The organism is Streptomyces sp. NPDC127117 (genome assembly GCF_042677325.1).
In the GTDB taxonomy this organism is placed as follows: Bacteria; Actinomycetota; Actinomycetes; order Streptomycetales; family Streptomycetaceae; genus Streptomyces.
Genome location: NZ_JBHXTM010000001.1, coordinates 340,071 through 360,088, shown reverse-complemented (window position 1 = coordinate 360,088; position 20,018 = coordinate 340,071). Strand labels below are relative to the sequence as shown.

Here is a 20,018-nt window from a genome sequence, read left to right as displayed (position 1 = left end):
GACTGGAACAGAGCCTTGGAGTGCCCGATGAAGCCGCTGGTCCGCAACGCCGCACTGAGCAACTACATAGAGCTCAGCCAGTCCCTCGGCATCGATCCGCGCGCCCTGATGAAGCGCGTCGGTCTCGATCCGGTCGGGCTCGCCGTCCAGGACCGGTGGATCTCCGGCACAGCCGCCACCGAGCTCCTCGAACTCTCCGCCGCGGCCGCCGACCGCGACGAGTTCGGCCTGCTTCTCGCCGAGCGCCGCCGCTTCTCGAATCTCGGACCCATCAGCCTCGTCCTGCGCGAGGAGCCCGATGTCCGCAGCGTCATCCGGCTCCTGGTCCGCCACGAGCGCATGTACAACGAGATGCTGCACAGCCGGCTCACCGAGGCGAACGGGCTCGCCACCGTCAAGGTGAGCCTGGAGCTCGGTGAGGTGCGCCGGGCACGGCAGGCCGTCGAGCTGGCCGTGGGCGCCTTCCACGGATTTCTGCGGGTCTTCCTCGGTGCCCGCTGGCGGCCGGTGTCCGTGTGTTTCACCCACGGACCCCCTCGCGACATCGCGGCACACCGTCGCCATTTCGGGCCAGTGGTGGAATTCGACCAGGAATTCAACGGCCTCGTCCTCTACGCCACTGATCTCGACACCCCCAATGCGATGTCGGATCCCCTCCTGCGTGGCTACGCCCGCCAGTATTTCGAGTCCATCGCGGTGGCCTCGGAGACCACCGAGCTGGACCGCGTGCGCGAGCTGATCGAGGTCCTGCTGCCGACCGGACGCTGCTCGATCGAACAGGTCGCCGGCAGCCTCGGCGTCGACCGCAGGACCGTCCACCGGCATCTGGCCGCGTCCGGCGAGACGTTCTCCTCGCTCGTCAACGCCACCCGCACTCAGCTGGCCGAGCAGCTGGTGGCGAACCCGCGCCGGTCCCTGACGGAGATCTCCGGACTGCTCGGATTCTCCGCCCCCAGCGCCTTCTCCCGCTGGTTCCGCGACCAGTTCGGCACCAGTGCACGCGAGTGGCGCACCCGACTGGCGGCCGGTGGCCCTGTCCCCAAGTGACAAGTCTTCTGTCACCTCGGGTGAAGCGCGGCGCGTAACCCGCTCCTAACGTGGCCGTACCGCAAGGGACACCTCAGCGCCTTCGAGCAATGCCCTTGTGAACAAGCCGAGTTGGTTCGGATGGTGCCCGACGGCCATCCGCCCGCCGTGTCCGCGTACCAGGAGATGACCCATGCACTTCCTCGATGACTCCCTGCTGCCCGAGAACCAGGAGAAGCTGGTGATCCAGGCCGCCCCCTACGGCCCGGAGTGGCTCCCCGGCGACGCCGACGACCTTCCCCTGACCATGGACGAGCACGTCCAGGCCGCCGTCGACTGCTACAACGCCGGTGCCACCGTGCTCCATATCCACGTACGCGAGCTGGACGGCCACGGCTCCAAGCGCATGTCCATGTTCAACGAACTGCTCGGACGGCTGCGCGAGGCCGTTCCGGACATGGTCCTGCAGATCGGGGGATCCATCTCGTTCGCTCCCGAGGACGAGGGCGCCGATGCGAAATGGCTGAGCTACGACACCCGCCACCTGCTGGCCGAACTCACCCCGCGCCCCGACCAGGTGACGATTGCCATCAACACCAGCCAGATGAACATCGTCGAGATCATGACGGACGACGACCTGGCCGGCACCTCCATCGCCAAGCCCGACTACTACAAGGCATACCGCGACATGGTCGTCGAGGCCGGTCCCGACTTCTACCTCGAACACCTGAAGCGCCTGCACGCCAACGACATCCAGCCGCACTTCCAACTCGCCACCATGGCACAGCTGGAGACCGTCGAGCGCCTCATCCGCAGCGGCGTGTACACAGGCCCGCTGGTCCTCAACTACGTCGCCATCGGCGGCGGGTTCGCCGGGCGCCACCCCGCCGACCTGATCGAGTTCGTCCGCCGTGTTCCCGACGGCGCCGTCCTCACCATCGAGTCCTCGATGCGCGCCGTCGCCCCCATGAACGCCATCGCCATCGCCCTCGGCGTGCACGTCCGCGTGGGCAACGAGGACAACCTGTGGGCGCGCAGGGGCGAGCGCATGAGCTCCGTCCGACAGGTCGAGCAGATGGTGCGGATCTCCGACGCCCTCGGTCGCGACATCGCGAGCGGCGCGGAGGCCAAGGAGATCTACCGCATCGGCGATTACTACACCGACACCGAGCAGACCCTGGCACGGCTCGGCATGGTGCCCAACCGGCGTCCCGGACAGCGCGGGTTCATGCTGCGCGACACGACCCGCTGACCACCGCCGATCGAAGAGAGCATCCCATGGCACACGCCATCCGTTTCCATGAGACCGGCGGCCCCGATGTCCTGCGGCTGGAGCAGGTCACCGTCGGCGACCCGGGCCCCGGACAGGTCCGCGTCCGGCACGAGGCCATCGGCCTCAACTTCGCCGACACCTACTTCCGCACCGGCCTCTACCCGGCTCCGCTGCCCGCCGGTCTCGGCGTCGAGGGCGCCGGCATCATCGAGGCCGTCGGCGCGGGCGTCACGCACGTCGCCCAGGGCGACCGCGTCACGTACACCGGCAGCCCGCTCGGCGCCTACAGCACCGAACGGATCATGCCCGCCGACCCGCTGATCCGGCTGCCCGACTCCATCGGCTGCGAGACCGCCGCCGCGATGACCATGCGTGGCCTCACCGCCGCCTATCTGCTGCGCCGGATCCATCCGCTGAAGCCCGGCGACACGATCCTGCTGCACGCCGCCGCCGGCGGGGTCGGCCTGATCGTCTGCCAGTGGGCCAAGCTGCTCGGCCTCACCGTGATCGGCACGGTCTCCACGGAGGCGAAGGCCGAACTCGCCCGTGCCCACGGCTGCGACCACACCATCCTGTACCGCCGGGAGGACGTCGCCGAGCGTGTACGGGAGCTGACCGACGGGGCGGGTGTGCCCCTCGTCCTCGACAGCATCGGCAAGGACACCGTCGCGGGGTCCATGGCCTCGCTCAGCCGCCGCGGCCTGCTGGTCTGCTTCGGCACGGCATCCGGCGTGCCGCCGCTCGACGCCATGCAACTCGCCGTCCACGGATCGCTGTTCGTGACCCGCCCCGCCCTCGCCGACTACATCGCCGAGCCGGCCGAGCGCCACGCTCTGGCCGGCGAGCTGTTCGGCCACGTCGCCGCCGGCCGGATCGCGATCCGTGTCGACCAGCGCTATGCGCTCGACGACGCGGTGGCGGCACACCGGGCCCTGGAAGCGGGCCGCACCACGGGTTCGTCCGTCCTCATGCCCTGAACCCCTCATTCCCTCCGACCGCCCCAGGGAGAGTGCAATGACGCAGAGCTCCACCCGTACCCGGATCCACGTCGAACCGCTGACCTGCACCATCGGCGCCGAACTGCACGGCGTCCAGCTCAGCGAAGCCGCCCACGACGCCACCCTCCACGCCGAGATCAAACAACTCCTGCTCCGTCACAAGGTGTTGTTCCTGCGCGACCAGGACATGACCCGCGCCGAGCACGTCGCCTTCGCCTCCGGCCTAGGCCCGCTGGAGGACCACCCGGTTCTCGGCAGCGACCCGGACCACCCGGGCCTCGTCCGCATCTACAAGGACCTGGACAGCAAGCCCGAGCACTACGAGAACGCCCTGCACTGCGACGCGACATGGCGCGAACGGCCACCCATGGGCGCCGTGCTGCGCTGTGTCGAGACCCCCGAGGTGGGCGGCGACACGATCTGGGTGAACATGGCAGAGGCGTACCGCAGGCTCCCCGACCACATCCGCGCGCAGATCGCCGGCCTGCGCGCCCGGCACAGCATCGAAGCGAGCTTCGGCGCGGTCCTTCCGACGGAACAGCGCCACCGGCTCAAGGCCCGCTACCCGGACCCGGAGCACCCCGTTGTCCGCACCCACCCGGAGACCGGGGAGAAGATCCTCTTCGTCAACGCCTTCACCACCCATTTCGTCAACCACCACACTCCCGGGAACGTACGGTTCGGCCAGGACCACGCACCCGGCGCCAACCTGCTGCTGAACTACCTGATCAGCCAGGCCGCGATCCCCGAGTACCAGGTCCGTTGGCGCTGGACCGCGAACAGCGTGGCCATCTGGGACAACCGCTCCACCCAGCACTACGCCGTGCAGGACTACTGGCCGGCCGTCCGCAAGATGGAGCGCGCCGGGATCACCGGTGACCGGCCCTGCTGAGCCGATGACCCGCCGCTACGCGTGGCTGGTGTTCGCCCTCAGCTTCGGACTGCTGCTCTCCGACTACATGTCCCGGCAGGTCCTGAACGCGGTTTTCCCGCTGCTGAAGGCCGAATGGCTGCTCTCCGACGCCGAGTTGGGCTCCCTGAGCGGCATCGTCGCCCTGATGGTCGGACTGCTGACCTTCCCGCTGTCGCTGCTCGCCGACCGATGGGGCCGGGTCAGGAGTCTGGTCCTGGCCGCGGTGGTGTGGAGCCTGGCGACCCTGGGCTGCGCCGTCTCCGCGAGCTACGGGCAGATGTTCCTGGGCCGCTTCCTGGTCGGCGTGGGCGAGGCCGCGTACGGGAGCGTCGGCATCGCGGTGGTGCTGAGCGTGTTCCCGGCGGGCCTGCGGGCCACCCTGTCCGGCGCGTTCATCGCGGGCGGCGCCTTCGGGTCCGTACTCGGAGTGTCGATCGGCGGAGTCGTGGCCCAACACCTCGGCTGGCGTTGGACGTTCGCCGTCATGGGTCTGTTCGGACTGGTCCTGGCTGCCGTCTACGGCGTCGTCGTGACGGAGCGGAGACTGGCGACGGCCGACTTCGGACCCGGAGGAGCTCCGGACATCGGGGGGCCGGTGCGGACGCTCCTGCCGAGGCTGTTCTCCTCCGTCTCCGTGCTGTGCGCCTATGTCGGCAGCGGACTGCAGATGTTCATCGCGATGGCGCTGCTGGCCTGGATGCCCAGCTTCCTCGACCGTTCCTACGGCCTGGCGCCCGCCAAGGCCGGGCTCGCCGCCGGCGTCTTCGCGCTGATCACCGGGATCGGCATGGTCGGCGGCGGAATGGTCTGCGACCGGCTCGGACGCGGAAAGCCCCGTCTCAAATGGACCGTCGCCATCGTCTGCAGCCTCGGATCGCTGACCCTGCTCACGGCGGGGTTCCAACTCCCTCCCGGCACACCGCAACTGGTCCTCGTCGGCGTCGGCACACTGCTGTCCAACGCCACCGCGGGACCTGCCGCCTCCATGGTGGTGAGCCTGACCCCGACCGCCGTCGCGGCGACGGCCATGGCCACGCTCACCCTCGCCAACAGTCTGCTGGGTCTGGCACCCGGACCCGCGGTGACCGGCATGCTCGCCGACCGCATGGGACTGCACGCCGCACTCCAGGTGATCCCGCTCGTCTCGCTGGTGGCGGGCGTGGCCTTCGTCCTCGGCAGACGCCACTACGACAAGGGGCTCGTCTCGCTCTCGGCCTGGGCCCTCAGAAGATCGGAGCTCCCGACATGAACCCCATCCCCACTCCTACGGTCGTACTGGTGCCCGGACTGCGCGATCACGTCCCCGACCACTGGCAGACGATACTCGCCGCCCGGATCGCCGGCGCCGTGACCGTGCCGCCTCCGCCGGACGACGGACTCGGCCGCGACGCGCGGGTGACGGCCCTGAACGACACACTGTCCCGGATCCGGGGGCCGGTGGTCCTCGTCGCGCACAGCGCCGGAGTGCTCACCACCGTGCACTGGGCGGCCCGGCACCGCCACCCGGTGCGCGGCGCGCTGCTCGCGACACCGCCGGACTTCGACACCCCACTGCCCGACGGCCACCCCGGCCCGGAGACCCTGCGGGAGAACGGATGGCTGCCGGTCCCCCGTACGCCCCTGCCGTTCCCCAGCATTGTCGCGGCGAGCACGAACGACCCCCTGGCCCGCCCCGACCGGGTCGCCGAACTGGCCCGCGCCTGGGGCAGCCGCCTGGTGGACCTCGGCCCGGTCGGACACCTCAACCCCGCGTCGGGCTACGGGGAATGGCCGCAGGCACCGGAGTTGCTCCACGCCTTCGGCTGCGGAACGAGCGCGGACACCGAGGTGTCCGCATGAGCGCGCACGACTCCGATATCGCCGGCTTCCTGCGATGGCTGGTCGATGAGCGTGGCCTTTCGTTCACGGACTACGCCGGGCTGTGGCGGTGGAGCACCGACGACCTGCCCGGCTTCTGGTCGGCGGTGTGGGAGTACTACGGCCTGGACGCCGTCAGCGACTACGACGAGGTGCTCGCCGACGCGACCATGCCCGGCGCGAGCTGGTTCACCGGAGCGCGCCTCAACTTCGCCCGGCAGTGCCTCGCCCGTGCCACCGACGTACGCCCGGCACTCGTCGCCGTGTCCGAGACGGGCGACCCGGCGGAGATCTCGTGGGACCGGCTCACCGGCGAAGTGGCCGGCGTGGCCGCAACCCTTCGAGAGATGGGCGTGGGCCCCGGCGACCGTGTCGCCGGGTACCTGCCGAACATCCCCCAGGCCGTGGTCGCCCTCCTGGCCACCGCCGCCGTCGGCGCGATCTGGACGGTGTGCTCGCCGGACTTCGGTACGCCGAGCGTGCTCGCCCGGCTGCGCCAGGCGCGTCCGACGGTTCTGATCGCCGCGGACGGCTACCGCTACGCGGGCAGGGATTACGACCGGCGTCCGCACACCGCCGAGATCCTGGACGGCCTGCCCACGGTCCGCCACCTCATCGCCGTCGACCGTCTGTACACCTCCAAGAGCGGTCCGGCATGGTCCCGGCGGCCGGATGTGACACAGCACAGGTGGACCGAACTGGCCGGCCGGCAGGCCCGGCCGGTATTCGCCGACGTCCCGTTCGATCACCCGCTGTGGATCCTGTGGTCCTCGGGCACCACCGGCGTACCGAAGGGCATTGTGCACGGCCACGGCGGTATCGTCGTGGAACTGCTCAAGGCCCTCGGGCTCGGTGTCGACCTGCGGGCGCGGGACCGCTATCTCTTCCACACCTCCACCAGCTGGATGGTGTGGAACCTCATGGTCGCCGGCCTGCTGCACGGGGCGACGCTCGTCCTGTACGACGGCAGCCCCACCCACCCCGACATCAACGGGGTCTGGCGGATCGCCGAACGTACCGGCGCCACGATCGTCGGCGTCGGCGCCGCCTATCTGATCGCCGGGGAGAAGGCGGGTGCCCACCCGGCGGCCGATACGGAGCTGCGCGCGGTGCGGTCCGTCCTGCAGACCGGCTCGGCGATGCCCGCCAGCACCTGGCGCTGGGTCCACGACCGGCTCGCCCCCCATGCCCGCCTCCAGTCGATCTGCGGCGGCACCGACATCTGCTCGGTCCTCGCCGGCGGCTCCCCGCTGCTGCCGGTGCGCACGGGCCGGATCTCCGGGCCCGCCCTGGGCGTGGCCCTCGCGTCCTGGGACGCCACGGGGCAGCCGCGTACCGGGCGGCAGGGTGAACTTGTGGTGACGGCGCCGATGCCGTCGATGCCGCTGTTCTTCGTCGACGATCCCGGCGGCGAGCGTTACAGGGGCAGCTACTTCGACGTCTATCCGGGCGTGTGGCGGCACGGCGACTGGGTCACCGTCGACACCGACCTCTCCGTCGTGGTGGCAGGACGCTCCGACGCCACGCTCAACCGGATGGGGGTGCGGATGGGCTCGGCCGATCTCTACGCCGTCGTCGAACAGCTCCCGCGGATCGCGGACAGCCTCGTCGTCGGCGCCGAACTGCCGGACGGACGCTACTGCATGCCCCTGTTCGTCGTGCCCGCGGAAGGGGAGCGATTCGACGACGACCTGCGCGACGAGATCGTCGGCGCGATCCGGCAGAGCCTGTCGCCCCGGCATGTGCCGGACATCGTCGTGCCCATCGACGCGGTGCCCCGCACCCTCACGGGAAAGAAGCTGGAGGTCCCCGTCAAACACATCCTCCAGGGCGCACGCGTCACCGACGTCAGCACGGAAGGCGCCGTGGACCGGCCCGACATGCTGGCCTGGTTCGCGGACTTCGCCGCGGAACTGCGCACCGGCAGGGGAGAGGGGTCACCGCGGAGCACGCTGCACTGACCGTCCAGTGATCCGGCCTCGCGTGTTACCTGTCGGTAAGGAATGATGGGGCGACCATCCACACGGCGGGGGCTGAGGCAGCGATGACGATTTTCGAGGATCGGACCAGGGTGCACGCCTTCCGGGACGACGCCCTGGGAGAACACGACGCCGTCGGTCTGGCCGCGGCGATCCGACGGGGTGAGGTCGGCGCCGCCGAGGCCGCGAGGGACGCGGCGGAACGGGTACGGACGGTCGAAGCACGGCTCAACGCGGTCCGCACGCCCGTCGACGTCCCGGCGGTCACCACCCGCGCGGGCGGTGCCTTCGCCGGGGTACCGACCTTCGTCAAGGACAACACCGACTACCTGGGGCTCCCCACCGGCCACGGCAGCGCGGCCTTCACCCCGAGGCCCGCGCGACGGCACGCTCCGGTCGTCCGGCAGTTCCTGAGCAGCGGCGTCACGGTGCTGGGCAAGACCCGGCTGCCCGAGTTCGGGTTCAGCCCGACCACGGAATTCGAGGGTGCCGAGCCCGTTCGCAACCCGTGGAACACGGGGTACTCGGCGGGTGGTTCGTCGGGCGGCAGCGCGGCGCTCGTCGCCGCCGGGGCGGTGCCGATCGCACACGCCAACGACGGCGGTGGCTCGATCCGTATCCCCGCCGCCTGTTGCGGTCTCGTCGGACTCAAGCCGACCCGCGGACGGGTCGTGGCGAACGCGGAGAGCCGTCGACTGCCGCTCGACATCGTCACCGACGGGGTCGTGAGCCGCTCCGTCCGGGACACCGCCGCGTTCCTCGCCGCCGCCGAGAAGCACTGGCGCAACCCGAAGCTGCCGCCCCTGGGCCTGGTCGAAGGGCCCTCGGAGCGGCGGCTGCGCATCGGGTTCCTGCTGGACTCGCCGAACGGTGTCCACGCCGACACCGCCACCCGGGCGGCCGTCACAGCGACCGCGGCCATGTTCGAACGGCTCGGCCACACCGTGGAGCCGGTGGAGGTGGCCCTCGACGCCCGTTTCACCGACGACTTCCTCACCTACTGGGGCCTGCTGTCGTTCCTCATCGGTTCCACAGGCCGGACCTTCGGCGCCGACTTCGACCGCCATCGCATGGACGGCCTCAGCCGAGGGCTGCGGGACACCTACCTCAAGAACTGGCGGCGCACTCCGGGCGTGCTGCGGAGGCTCAGGCGTACGAAGGAGGCGTACGCGGCGGCGTTCCGCGGGCTCGACCTCATCCTTTCCCCCGTACTCGCCCACACCGCGCCCCCCATCGGCCACCTCAGCCCCACCGTTCCCTACCCGACGCTGATCGAACGGATCCTCGCGTACGTCGCGTTCACGCCCATCGACAACGTGGTCGGCACCCCGTCGGTCTCGGTGCCCACCGCGAGCGCGACCGAGGACGGACTGCCCGTCGGCGTCATGCTCTCCGGCCGCCCCGGCAGTGAACGGACGCTGCTGGAAGCCGCGTTCGCGTTGGAGGCGGAGCAGCCCTTCCGGCGCATCCAGGGCCAGTGACATCGCGGCGCCTCCCGGGGCCTCCTGCGGTTGCGGCGACCGCCCCCGGCGATGCTCGTATTGATCGTCGAGCGTGGGGAGGCAGGCGAACAGGTCTTCCAGGGTACGCAGCCGCAGGCCCGGGCGGTCGGGGATGGCGAATCCGCGTGCCGCAAGGAGTGGACGGATCTCGCGGACCGCACCGGAGACTGTGGAACGGTCAACCCCGCACATCTGGGCCGGCACGGCGTGGGGCAAGCCGAGGCGTAGTGCGACGAGAGTGACCAGGAGCCGGTCGATGAAGACCAGGCGCCGGTTGGGGCCGGCCCCGGCGGCACGTCGGCGCTCCCCGCCTCGACGCTCGCGCAGTGCCGATTCGTGGCTGGACTCCCATCTGGGTGCCAGTTCTTCGATCAACTCGCCGAGATGTGCCCGGGAGAGGCCCGTCAGGGCAGGATTGGAACAGACCGCACGGGCCCAGCCAGTCTTCACAACCTGCTGAACCCGTGCGGCCGTTGCCCAGTTACGGTCACCGCGCCTGTTCCTCCCGGGGTTGCCGCCGATCGGTTTCCTCCCATGGGAACGGGGCGAGGTCGGGCTCGACCCAGCTGGTTCTCGCCTGTGAGCCGGCCAGCGTGGCCGGACGGTAGAAGCGGGTCAGAAGGCGCTTGTCGAGCAGGACGGGGTGGCGGTCGGCGAACGCGGTGAAGTCGTCGTCGCCGCGTTCGGCCGCATGGTGGCCCACCAGTTCCACCCACGCCCGGCTGACCGTCGCGTGGTACTTCTGGGGTGAGCCCGCGTAGCGGGCGGTGCGCTGGATGCCGTCGCTGACCAAACCGACCGCCGCGTGCGTGCCGAACCGTCGCACGGCCAGCCACGTCAAATGTACGTGCTCCCGGTGGCCGAACTTCCCTGTGGTGGCGGTCACTTCGGTCATCAGTGCGTCGAAGCCGGTGGGCTGGGTGGTCACGAGGGCACCTCGGTCAGGGCCTGCAGCGCGGCGCGCAGGCAGGCGATCGCATCGGCCGACAGGCCGTGGAGTGCACGGTGCTCCAGGTCGGTGATGGCCTGGCGGATCGTGGCGGCGGCCACGCGGCCGGAGGCGGTGAGTTCGATGAGTACCGCGCGGCGGTCTCCCGGGCGGGTGCCGCGGGTGATGTGGCCGCGGCGTTCCAGGCGGTCCAGCACGCTCGTCAGCGTGGTGGGGCGGGTGCCGACGGCCACGCCGAGCTCGGACACGGTCCGACCCCGGCCGTCGGCAAGGTTGGCCAGCGCGTTGATCTCGGAGGGGGTCAGGTCCAGGTCGACGAGCTCCGCGGCGAGCACTTGCAGGGTGGCATGGGTGGCCCGCTGCAACGCGAGCAAGGCCGACCACTCAGATGGAACGGATTCGGAGTTCATGATTTCGGACTATACGATTTCGTATAACAAGCTGCAAGTCAGACTCCGGCCGCAGCCGACCTCAATCGCTCCCCACGTCGTTACCCCCGACAGCGAGGTCCGCAGCCGCGACGAACTGGTCGCCTTCGTCCGAGAACTGCACCAGGAATACCTTCGCCGGGGGCACGAATGGGAGAACCAGAGCCTCGATCACTTCCTTGAGGCCCTCGCGGCGTGGATGGATGGCTCGCCGGGCTGGTATCGAAACTTCGGGAAGCAGCTCCCCGAGGAAGGGGACTGGACCTTCCTGGCCAGGGCCCTTCAAGCGGCCACCACTCATGAGCGAATCCGTTTCTGGAGCGGTCAGGTCGCAGTGAGCCGGTCTCGGCAGGCGCCGACGAGGCCGTCGTCGCGGCGGGTGCCGCGTTCGATGCAGGAGATCACGGCCGGCCGGACGCCGAAGTGCTCGGCGACGGTCGTGAGGGTGATGTTCTTGGCCAGGCGTGCGGGCCGGAGGCCGGAGACGTCCGGGACGGTGATCGGTGTGGTGAGGTGGCGGAGGATCTCCCGGGCGATCGCCCGCTTGAGCGGACGGATGATCTCTTTCTTCGTGCGTCCGGCCGCGGTTTGCCGGGCGACGCACTCGCCGGTGCGGGCCTCGCCGGACATCCGGACGAGAGCGGTCTGGTAGAGGGCGGCGTCGGCCCGCGATCACCGCCTCGGGAAGGCGGTGGCGGTTGGCCCTGCCGCTGGAGGCGGGGACGGGAGCGACGCCGCGGAGAGCCGCGAAGGATGCCGCCGTGCACAGGCGGTCGGGGGTGCCGCCGTGCGGCGACCAGGAGTCGGCCGAGGGTGTCGGGGCCCACGCCGCACGCGGCGCGCAGGCCGGGGTTGTTCTCGATGGCGGCGGTGTCCGGGGCGGCGCTGAGGGTGTCGTGTTCTGCGGCGACCACGGTCAGGCTCGCCCGGCGGGCGGCACGGGTGAACCCGAGGCCGTAGGAGGATGTCCACGCGACGCCGACGGCGGTCACCGTGCCATGGGCGTTCAGGAACGCGATCGCCGCGGCGTATCCGACTGCCGTGGTCGGGAACTCGGCGTCGGCGACGTGGCTGCCCCGGTCGGTGACGACAGCAACGTGGATCGTGTCCGCGTGGGAGTCCACTCCGCCAACCACCGAATCCGGTTCCGTGGCGGGCGTGATCGTCACTGTCATCCTGTCAGCCGCCTTCCTGGCCGGCGGTGACACCGGCCCGGTGGGTCGGACAGGACATTGAGCGGGGCCTCTGGCCAAGCTTCTATCAGGTCATGTTCCACCTGGCCGGAGCCTTGGAGAACGGGTTTCGGCAGCCGGACAGAACAGCCGCAGGACAGCCCAGCAGGACGTCAACCAGACCCTGAGCCACGACCACCAGAACCCGCTACGCGTACCCATGTCAGACCCGCCTGGGATGCTCCGAGCATGGAGATGACAGTGCAGCTGACGATCGACTGTTCCGATCCGCAGAGAATGGTGGCTTTCTGGGCCGAGGCCCTGAGCTACGTGCCTGAGCCTCCGCCGGGCGGCCACGCCACGTGGCGTGCTTACTGGGCGGCGGTGGGGGTGCCCGAGGCGGAGTTGCCGGCCGGAGCCGGGGATATTCCGGAGTCGATCATCGATCCCGCGGGACGTGGGCCGAGGGTGTGGTTCCAGCAGGTTCCGGAGCCTTCTCTAGGCTCCTTGGAGTTGTCGGCTGCATGGCCTGTGGCTCGCCCCTGGAGAAGTGATGCTGGATCGTCGGACTGTCGAGCAGTAGCGGTCGTGGGTGCGTGAGCGGTACCAGGCCCGCTTCAGCGGCCAGGGCTCTGGCCCAGGAGACGAGGCGTGTCGAGGCGGCGTCGAAGAACAATTCGGCTAAGTTGATCAACAGCCCGTCTCGCGATCCGAACGCGCCGATCCCGGAGGACGAGGAAGGTATCGTCAGCGCACTCTGGGCTGAGCTGTCCACTCGCGTTGGCGAGGCCCGCGCCTCTTCCGCTCCCTCGAACGAGGGGCCTGCGGCCGGTCCGTCCCCGCTCGGCTCCAGTGGTTGCCTGCCCGTCATGGTGATGACACCCCGGCGCAGATCCCGGGAGGCGCGGTGAAACGCTCGGATTGTCGTACCCGACAGGTTCAATGGAACCGACGAGACGACCGACGGGAGCACCGCGCATGGAGTCAACCTTCTTCTCAAGTCCTGAGGAGTTCCGGGACTGGCTGGAGGAGCACCACGCGACTGCCTCCGAATGCCGGGTGGGCATGTGGAAGAAGGGAACGGGCAAGCCCACCCTGAGCTGGTCGGAGGCGGTCGACCAGGCCCTGTGCTACGGCTGGATCGACGGCCGGCAGAGCCCGATCGACGACTTCTCCTGGACGATCCGGTTCACCCCGCGCAGGCCGCGCAGCAACTGGAGCCAGGTCAACCTCCGCAAGATCGAGGAGCTGACCGCGCAGGGGCTCATGCGGCCGGCCGGCATCGCGGTGTTCGAAGGCCGTGACCGGGACCGCGAGGAGAAGCCGGTCTGGGAGTTCGAGGCGGCGCAGCTGGCTCGCTTCCAAGCGGAACCGCGGGCGTGGGAGTGGTTCAGCGGGCAGGCGCCGTCCTACCGCAAGTCGGCCATCCACCATGTGATCAGTGCCAAGCGGGACGAGACTCGGGAGCGGCGGTTGGACCAGCTGATCGCCGACAGCCTGGAGGGGGTGCGGATCAAGCCGTTCCGGCGACCTGGAACCTGAGGGCCCGCTGCAACAGGCCGAGCGTGATCGCGTAGCCCTCCAGCCCGGCCGTCCAGCGCGGGACCTGCCGCTCCGGGAACCCCTCGGGCCGGCCTCAGCCGCCCATGGCCCACGGCCCGAGATCGACAGCGCCGCCCACGAGGCGCCAGCCGCCGCCACAACCTGCACCGCCCGTCGCGACCTCGACCCCGGAAGCGCGCCGAGTGCGTGGCGATGCTGGCCCGGCACGAGACGGTCCACCCGCAGCGAGCCAGGCCGGCAGAGCCGCCGACTCGTGATCAGGCGACTGCCGGAACGGATAAACCCACCCTATTGAGCGGAACTTTTCTCGAAGCCCTGCCTCGTCCGCTTCAAGACGGGTGAAGGTCTCCGCTGGTGCGCGGCCGGCCGTATCGTTCGACGAGGGCGTTGCCGATCGAGGCCAGGTGGTCTCGGACCCCCGGAGGGCCGGTCACCTCGACCCATTCGACCAGCCCGGAGAGCTCGCCGGCGAGGATGTACTCATTGGGGCCGCGGATCACGACCTCGATGCGGCCATCGGTCGTGGATCCTCCCACGTCGAGCCGGTCGCCGAGCGCCATCCGGAGTATGCCTATCCCGTCGGGTGTGCATACCGCCCGGACCTCCAGCGGCGTTCGTTTGCGATCGACCTCTTTGGCGATCTCATTCCAGCTCTCGGCAAGGTCGAAGTCCCCGGGTCGGTGCACAGGGTCGCCGGTCGGGTCGGCGGACGACACGCGGTCGATCCGGAAGACCCGTCGGCCGGTCCCGGTGTTGGAGACGAGGTACCACACAGGACCTTTGGCGACGATGCCCAGCGGGTGGACGGTTCTCCGGGTTTCGACGCCTTTGCTGTCGACGTAGCCGAGCGACACCTGGACGCCGCTGATCACCGCGTCCTGGAGTTCGTCGAGGAAGCGAGGCGGCCGGTGCTCGATCCGGCTCGCCCCCCATCGCTGCGGGTCTACGACCAGCGACGCCGCCGCTGCCTCGGCCTGCACCTGGAAGGGCTTCGGTAGAGCATGGACGAGCTTGCGCAGAGCTGCCTTCATCGCCGGCGTCGCATCCGAGGCCGGACCGACAGCCAGGAACAGGGCGCGTGCCTCACTGGCGGTCAACCCGGACAGGTCGGTACGAGCACCGCCCACCAGGCGCCAGCCGCCACCTCGGCCCTGTACGGAGTACACGGGCACCCCGGCCATGGCCAGGGCGTCGAGGTCACGGCGGGCGGTGCGCTCGGAGACGTCCAGCTCTCGGGAGACCTCCGCGGCTGTCACCTGCTCGCGCCGTTGGAGCAAGAGGAGTATGGCCACCAGCCGATCGGATCGCATACTGACAAAACTCTCATAAAAACCGGTCATGAGGTGACCGGTTTGGGGAGCAAGATGGCGACATGACCTCATCGAGGAGGTCGACCGCCAGCGAACGCCCCCAGAGAGGAAATGCAGTGTTGAATCAAGCAGAATTTCCCGAGCCCACCCTCATCCAGGTCAACGGTGTGGAGCTCGAAGTCTTCGAGGCAGGCCGAGAAAACAAGGGCAAGCCCATCGTGCTATGCCACGGCTGGCCGGAGCACGCCTTCTCCTGGCGTCACCTGATACCCGTCCTCGCAGCGGCTGGCTACCACGTCATCGCACCGAACCAGCGGGGCTATGGCAACTCATCCCGCCCGACCGAGGTGACGGACTACGACATCGAACACCTGACGGGTGACCTCGTCGCGCTCCTGGACCACTATGGCTACGAGGACGCCACCTTCGTCGGCCATGACTGGGGTGCGTTCGTCGTCTGGGGACTGACCCTGTTGCACCCCGACCGGGTGAACAAGCTGATCAACCTGAGCCTGCCTTACCAGGAGCGCGGAGAAACGCCGTGGATCGAGGTCATGGAAACCTTCCTCGGCGGCGACTTCTACTTCGTCCACTTCAACCGGCAGCCGGGCGTCGCGGACGCCGCATTTGATGCCAACACCTCCCAGTTCCTCCGCAACCTCTACCGGAAGAACGTGCCCCCCGCACCCCCTGAGCCGGGCATGGCATTTATCAACCTCGCCAAGGCGGAAACACCTCTCGGTGAGCCCATCATGAGCGACAGTGATCTGGCCGTCTACGTCTCCGCGTTCGAGACGTCTGGATTCACGGGCGGCATCAACTGGTACAGGAACCTCGACCGCAACTGGCACCAGCTGGCGGACGCGGACCCGATCATCAAGCAGCCCGCCCTCATGATCTACGGCGACCAGGACTTCGCGATCCCGAGGTTCGAAAGACTGGCAGAGTTCGTGCCCAACGTGGAAGTGGTCGGCCTGGACTGCGGTCACTGGATCCAGGAGGAAATGCCAGAAGAAACCAACCAGGTGATCTCGGAATGGCTGGAACGGCAGGGCTAGTGTCCTGTGATCCGGTTCGTATCACCTGAAGGCCGAGTTCTCGCATCACACCGATGACAGCCTGACGTGGGGGCGGGCCAGGTCGCGCGGCCTCCCCGTCAGGGCTTCAAGGTCATCTGGTAGCGGGTTTCGGGCTCACCCTGGGGCGGAACCCAACCTCCCCACCGTGGCTCGTCGAGCCCGAGCGACTGACCCAAGCCCCGACAAGTGTCATCCCGACACCTCACTTGCCTGGTGAAGTGGGGCAAGGTCGCCAAGAACCGGTGGCACTTCGACCTGAAGGTCGGTGGGGGCCGTGACGTCCCGCTGGACGTCCGTACACAGCGGGTCAAGGCCGCGGTGGAACGGCTGGTCAAAGCTGGTGCCACCATGCTGCGGATCAAGGACGAGCCGGACACGGGGCTCTACGCCGCCGCCATGCAGGACCCCGAGGGCAACGAATTCGACGTCGTCTGAGGGCCGTTGCGAGGGTGCTGGTCAACAGCCACTCGCTCATGGCCGCGACCAGCACCCTCGCTTCGTGGCGGACGGCGAGCCTGTCGTACCTCCTGGCCACTGCCCTGTGCCTTGTAAGCCGGTTGATCCCGCACTCGACCGCATGGCGCGCGCGGTATTCCACCACGTCGAAACGCGGCGGCCGGCCGCCACGGGAGCCGAGCTCGCTGCGGTTGCGGGCCTGGTCGGCCTTGTACGGGATGGTGCAGCGGATTCCACGTCGGCGCAGGTGGGCGCGGTTCTTGCGGGAGGAGTACGCCCGGTCGGCGCGTATTCGACGGGCACATCCCGCCAGGGAACTCCTGTCCGAACCCGGAACCATATGCCGTCGATCAGCCGCCGCCGGGGCCGGATGAGCAGCCGTCCCACCCTTACCCCCTTGGGCAACAACGGCTCCAACACCGCCCACTGTGCACCCGTGAGCTCTTCCCGGGCCATGAGCCACGATCATTCATGTGGGCTGCGCCGGGAACAGTCGGTCGGGCAAGTACGGTTGCATCGACTGAGGAACCGGCGCAGCACGGGGACAACATGGAGACCACAGGGCCGGCCGCCCCACTGGGGGCCGGGCTCCAGGATTGCGACGCGCCCGCCGAGCACTCGGACCAAGACGTATTTCTGCAGGAGGACTGTTTCATGACTGACCGGCCGTTGACGCTCATGGCAGTGCACGCCCACCCCGACGACGAGGCCACCGGAACCGGCGGGGTCCTCGCGCGGTACGCGGCGGAAGGCATTCGCACCGTTCTCGTCACATGTACCGACGGCGGTTGCGGTGACGGAACGGGGGGCGTCAAGCCGGGCGATCCCGGGCATGATCCGGCGGCCGTCGCCCTGATACGCCGACAAGAACTCAAGGCGAGCTGTGACGTCCTGAAGATCAGTGATCTGGAGATGCTGGACTATGCCGACTCCGGGATGATGGGCTGGCCGAGCAACGATGCCCCCGGATCCTTCTGGCGGACCCCCGTGGAGGAGGGCGCTGCCCGACTTGCGGAACTCATGCGGCGCTACCGACCCGATGTGGTCGTCACCTATGACGAGAACGGCTTCTACGGCCACCCCGACCACATCCAGGCCAACCGCATCACGATGGCGGCGCTGGAGATGACCGGGCTGACACCGAAGGTGTACTGGACGACGATGCCCCGCTCGATGATGCAGCGGTTCGGGGAGACCATGCGCGAGTTCCATGAGGACATGCCGGAGCCGGATCCTGCCGAGGCCGCCGCGATGGCCGAGATCGGCCTCCCCGACGATGAGATCACCACGTGGGTGGACACCATCGCATTCAGCGGTCAGAAGTTCGATGCGCTGGCTGCACACGCCAGTCAGGGTGAGAACATCTTCTTCCTCAAGATGGGCAGGGAGAGGTTCGGTGAGTTGATGGGCATGGAGACCTTCGTGCGTGTCAAGGACGCCACCGGCGCGGCCGTACCCGAGAGCGATCTCTTCGCCGGTCTGCGCTGAACCCTGCGTCCGGCCGGGGCGCGGGAAAATCCATCGGTTGCACGGCGCGATCGCGCGGGTCACGCACTCGGAGGCCAAAGCGTGTTGCAGAAGGGCGGGGCAGGGCTCAGTGGACCGGCTTCTGCGCCCTTGTGGATCACGCGGCCAGGGCGTGGTCCACGCGGGCCCGCACGGGTCGATGTTCGCGGCGTGCGCCCCGAGGCGCCTCGTCCATCCCATGAGGTGAGTTCTTGGGTCGCTGGCCCTACTTGAACGCGAAAGCGAGAGGGCACAACTGCATACTCGGCAAGCGGTGCCCGTTCAGGCGGGAGGATCGCGACGAGTGTGGTTCCGGGCCGAGGCGGCTGGCAGCACGGAGACATCCGGAGACGTCCGGAGCCCTCCGTGTGCCCGCGCGTGCGGTTCAGCCGGTGGTGAGGCCCGCGGTGGTCTCCAGCACGGCCATCGTGCTGGACAGTTTCGTCACGGCCTGGGTCCGGGCCAGGGAGCACGGGCCGTCGAGCACTTCGCCCGTGACCTCGTCACTCGGTGGGCCGGAAGGTCGTGCAGGAACGAGGCTTCCGGCCACCGGCGCATGAGTGTCGCGTCGACGTGGAATGGCCGGAAGGTTTCTGGCCATGCCGGATCGGCCTTGCTCATTCCTGTCGTCTGCCAGCGGGTGGTGTACACGACATCCATTTGTTCCGGCGCGTCCGCCACATCGTGCGTCTCGACCACCACGGCGCCGGCCGTGCCGGCGATCCGTCGGGCCGTGCTGAGCACATCCGCCGGCAGCCCGTACCCCGGAGGACCGATGAAGGTGGCTCGGGTTCCGGGCGCGGTGGCAATGCGTACGCCAGCGCGACGGCCGTGTTGTTGCCTCACCGATGTACATCACCCGGATTCCGCTCAGGTCGCCGTGTGCGAGGGCGGGGGTGGCCAGCTCGCACACGTCCTGAGTCGGGTGCTCCTCCGCAGCCATGGCGTTGATCACGGTCAGCCCGCGCTGGTCTCCGGCCGACCGTGGTGTTTGCTCCCCCGGCCGGTGGTCGCGTTGTGCCGTTGCGGGCCGGCCGGTCAAAAACCGTGGTGCGACAGCACCCACAAACTGATGCGCGACCCGACCCGGCCTCGCCCCGCTGTCCCTGCTCCTGTCCCCATCGGCAGTGGAGCGAGGTCCACCCCATTCATTACCCCCTGTCACGAATTCCGTTCGCTCCGTATCCGGCGTGCCGAGCCGCCGTCCGCTCTGGTCCGGATGTGAACCGCTTCGCTGTAGCGGTGGCGGGGAGGGGTGAATCAGGGTGGTGGCGCATATCTGGCAGGCGTCCTGGTACTACTGCTTGAGCTTGCGGACGGCTTCAGTGCCGCTTTGTGAACGATTTCCTCAGGCGTATTCGCCGTGAGTCTGCCATTTGGGAGAGTTCGAGTGGACGGGAGAGGCTTGGCATTCTGATGTCGATTCGCGGCGCATGGCGTCATCGGCGACCTTGACGATCTGATGCGCTATGTCGCAGTCCGTGGAGAAAAGGCGGCACGTGTCTCGGACCGTGCGGCGGACTGGTGATCATGCGGCCTCAATGCGAGTGCTGTGGATAGCGGTGCATTCGACCGCAGCGAGTATGCCGGCCATGCGCGAGGGCGGTATCTCCTGCATCAGCCCACGCCGGGCGGGCAGGGGCTTCACCCGTCGCGATCCGGATGCCGGCCTCGTGCGCCGGGTCCTGGCCCGGAAGACCTCCCCCCACGCGGACTCCGCCCCGGTCCCACCTCGCCGGAGTGTGCGTCGACCGGGTGCGAGGCTGCCTCGGGGACCTGCGGCGAGGGTCGATGCGTATGGCAAGGCGCGTGCGGGGGACGGTGCGTATGGCAAGGCGCGCGCGGGGGACGGTGATCCGGCCGAGTTCGGCCGCGACGCAGGTCTTGGCCGGCGTCGTACGTCTTCGTGCCGAACGGTCGCGCGGGCGCCCATGGCCCGGTCCGGGGCGTCACCGTCAACAGCCCTCCAGCACATGCGCGAAGCCCGTGCCCGATCTGCTGTGCACC

At 69.1% G+C, this 20,018-nt stretch carries 17 protein-coding genes and 4 pseudogenes; 14 read left to right on the top strand and 7 right to left on the bottom strand.

Going from position 1 to position 20,018, the window contains the following annotated elements; translation table 11 throughout:
- Positions 1–27 precede the first annotated feature (27 nt).
- The 8 genes from ACFVH0_RS01670 to ACFVH0_RS01635 all read left to right on the top strand — a co-directional run bounded on the left by ACFVH0_RS01670 (position 28) and on the right by ACFVH0_RS01635 (position 9,527).
- Positions 28–1,047 carry an AraC family transcriptional regulator gene (locus tag ACFVH0_RS01670; RefSeq protein ID WP_385817424.1) on the top strand — a complete coding sequence of 340 codons (1,020 nt, stop codon included), beginning with the start codon at positions 28–30 and terminating at the stop codon, positions 1,045–1,047.
- 172 nt (positions 1,048–1,219) lie between these two features.
- Complete coding sequence (locus ACFVH0_RS01665) at positions 1,220–2,278, top strand: 3-keto-5-aminohexanoate cleavage protein (RefSeq protein WP_385817423.1); 1,059 nt, start codon at positions 1,220–1,222, stop codon at positions 2,276–2,278.
- 26 nt (positions 2,279–2,304) lie between these two features.
- Positions 2,305–3,276, top strand: a complete 972-nt coding sequence (locus ACFVH0_RS01660) for a quinone oxidoreductase family protein (protein WP_385817422.1) — start codon at positions 2,305–2,307, stop codon at positions 3,274–3,276.
- A gap of 37 nt (positions 3,277–3,313) precedes the next feature.
- A complete protein-coding gene (locus ACFVH0_RS01655) occupies positions 3,314–4,189 on the top strand; it encodes a TauD/TfdA dioxygenase family protein (protein ID WP_385817421.1) in 876 nt (291 codons plus the stop codon).
- Positions 4,173–5,459, top strand: a complete 1,287-nt coding sequence (locus ACFVH0_RS01650; RefSeq protein WP_385817420.1) for an MFS transporter — start codon at positions 4,173–4,175, stop codon at positions 5,457–5,459. Before ACFVH0_RS01655 ends, ACFVH0_RS01650 begins: the two co-directional genes overlap by 17 nt.
- Positions 5,456–6,049, top strand: coding sequence for an RBBP9/YdeN family alpha/beta hydrolase (locus ACFVH0_RS01645; protein ID WP_385817419.1), 594 nt, complete (start codon positions 5,456–5,458; stop codon positions 6,047–6,049). The genes ACFVH0_RS01650 and ACFVH0_RS01645 overlap by 4 nt, the downstream gene beginning before the upstream one ends.
- On the top strand, positions 6,046–8,028 hold the full coding sequence (locus tag ACFVH0_RS01640) for an acetoacetate--CoA ligase (RefSeq protein ID WP_385817417.1): 1,983 nt from the start codon (positions 6,046–6,048) through the stop codon (positions 8,026–8,028). Before ACFVH0_RS01645 ends, ACFVH0_RS01640 begins: the two co-directional genes overlap by 4 nt.
- An 83-nt stretch (positions 8,029–8,111) precedes the next feature.
- Positions 8,112–9,527, top strand: coding sequence for an amidase (locus ACFVH0_RS01635; protein WP_385817416.1), 1,416 nt, complete (start codon positions 8,112–8,114; stop codon positions 9,525–9,527).
- Positions 9,528–9,680: 153 nt separating this feature from the next.
- On the opposite strand, the pseudogene ACFVH0_RS01630 reads toward ACFVH0_RS01635, so the two are convergent.
- The 4 genes and pseudogenes from ACFVH0_RS01630 to ACFVH0_RS01615 form a co-directional block, all read right to left on the bottom strand.
- Positions 9,681–9,998, bottom strand: a pseudogene (locus ACFVH0_RS01630) (transposase family protein); the annotation flags it as partial.
- Between the two features lie 37 nt (positions 9,999–10,035).
- Positions 10,036–10,476 carry a hypothetical protein gene (locus tag ACFVH0_RS01625; RefSeq protein WP_385817415.1) on the bottom strand — a complete coding sequence of 147 codons (441 nt, stop codon included), beginning with the start codon at positions 10,474–10,476 and terminating at the stop codon, positions 10,036–10,038.
- Positions 10,473–10,907 (bottom strand): MarR family winged helix-turn-helix transcriptional regulator, encoded by a 435-nt coding sequence (locus tag ACFVH0_RS01620; protein WP_385817414.1) that lies wholly within the window; start codon positions 10,905–10,907, stop codon positions 10,473–10,475. The genes ACFVH0_RS01625 and ACFVH0_RS01620 overlap by 4 nt, the downstream gene beginning before the upstream one ends.
- A gap of 342 nt (positions 10,908–11,249) precedes the next feature.
- A complete protein-coding gene (locus tag ACFVH0_RS01615) occupies positions 11,250–11,555 on the bottom strand; it encodes a hypothetical protein (RefSeq protein WP_385817413.1) in 306 nt (101 codons plus the stop codon).
- A gap of 791 nt (positions 11,556–12,346) precedes the next feature.
- Here ACFVH0_RS01615 and ACFVH0_RS01610 point away from each other — a divergent pair.
- Positions 12,347–12,592: pseudogene (locus ACFVH0_RS01610) on the top strand (VOC family protein); the annotation flags it as partial.
- A gap of 483 nt (positions 12,593–13,075) precedes the next feature.
- On the top strand, positions 13,076–13,639 hold the full coding sequence (locus ACFVH0_RS01605) for a YdeI family protein (protein WP_385817412.1): 564 nt from the start codon (positions 13,076–13,078) through the stop codon (positions 13,637–13,639).
- 350 nt (positions 13,640–13,989) lie between these two features.
- Here the strand turns inward: ACFVH0_RS01605 and ACFVH0_RS01600 are convergent, their stop codons facing one another.
- A complete protein-coding gene (locus tag ACFVH0_RS01600; RefSeq protein WP_385817411.1) occupies positions 13,990–14,970 on the bottom strand; it encodes a helix-turn-helix transcriptional regulator in 981 nt (326 codons plus the stop codon).
- A 116-nt stretch (positions 14,971–15,086) separates the two neighbouring features.
- Between ACFVH0_RS01600 and ACFVH0_RS01595 the strand changes: the two genes are divergently transcribed.
- Both ACFVH0_RS01595 and ACFVH0_RS01590 read left to right on the top strand, forming a co-directional pair.
- A complete protein-coding gene (locus ACFVH0_RS01595; protein WP_385817410.1) occupies positions 15,087–16,028 on the top strand; it encodes an alpha/beta fold hydrolase in 942 nt (313 codons plus the stop codon).
- 246 nt (positions 16,029–16,274) lie between these two features.
- Positions 16,275–16,484: pseudogene (locus ACFVH0_RS01590) on the top strand (VOC family protein); the annotation flags it as partial.
- Positions 16,485–16,503: 19 nt separating this feature from the next.
- Here ACFVH0_RS01590 and ACFVH0_RS01585 read toward each other — a convergent pair.
- A pseudogene (locus ACFVH0_RS01585) lies at positions 16,504–16,961 on the bottom strand (transposase); the annotation flags it as partial.
- Between the two features lie 198 nt (positions 16,962–17,159).
- On the opposite strand from ACFVH0_RS01585, the gene ACFVH0_RS01580 reads away from it, so the two are divergent.
- The gene (locus ACFVH0_RS01580; protein ID WP_385817409.1) at positions 17,160–17,993 is read left to right on the top strand and encodes a PIG-L family deacetylase; all 834 of its coding nucleotides are present in this window, start codon (positions 17,160–17,162) and stop codon (positions 17,991–17,993) included.
- A gap of 462 nt (positions 17,994–18,455) precedes the next feature.
- Here the strand turns inward: ACFVH0_RS01580 and ACFVH0_RS01575 are convergent, their stop codons facing one another.
- A complete protein-coding gene (locus tag ACFVH0_RS01575; protein WP_385817408.1) occupies positions 18,456–18,857 on the bottom strand; it encodes a hypothetical protein in 402 nt (133 codons plus the stop codon).
- On the opposite strand from ACFVH0_RS01575, the gene ACFVH0_RS01570 reads away from it, so the two are divergent.
- Positions 18,787–19,236, top strand: a complete 450-nt coding sequence (locus ACFVH0_RS01570) for a CDGSH iron-sulfur domain-containing protein (protein WP_385817407.1) — start codon at positions 18,787–18,789, stop codon at positions 19,234–19,236. The two genes, ACFVH0_RS01575 and ACFVH0_RS01570, sit on opposite strands and share 71 nt — an antisense overlap.
- Positions 19,237–20,018 lie beyond the last annotated feature (782 nt).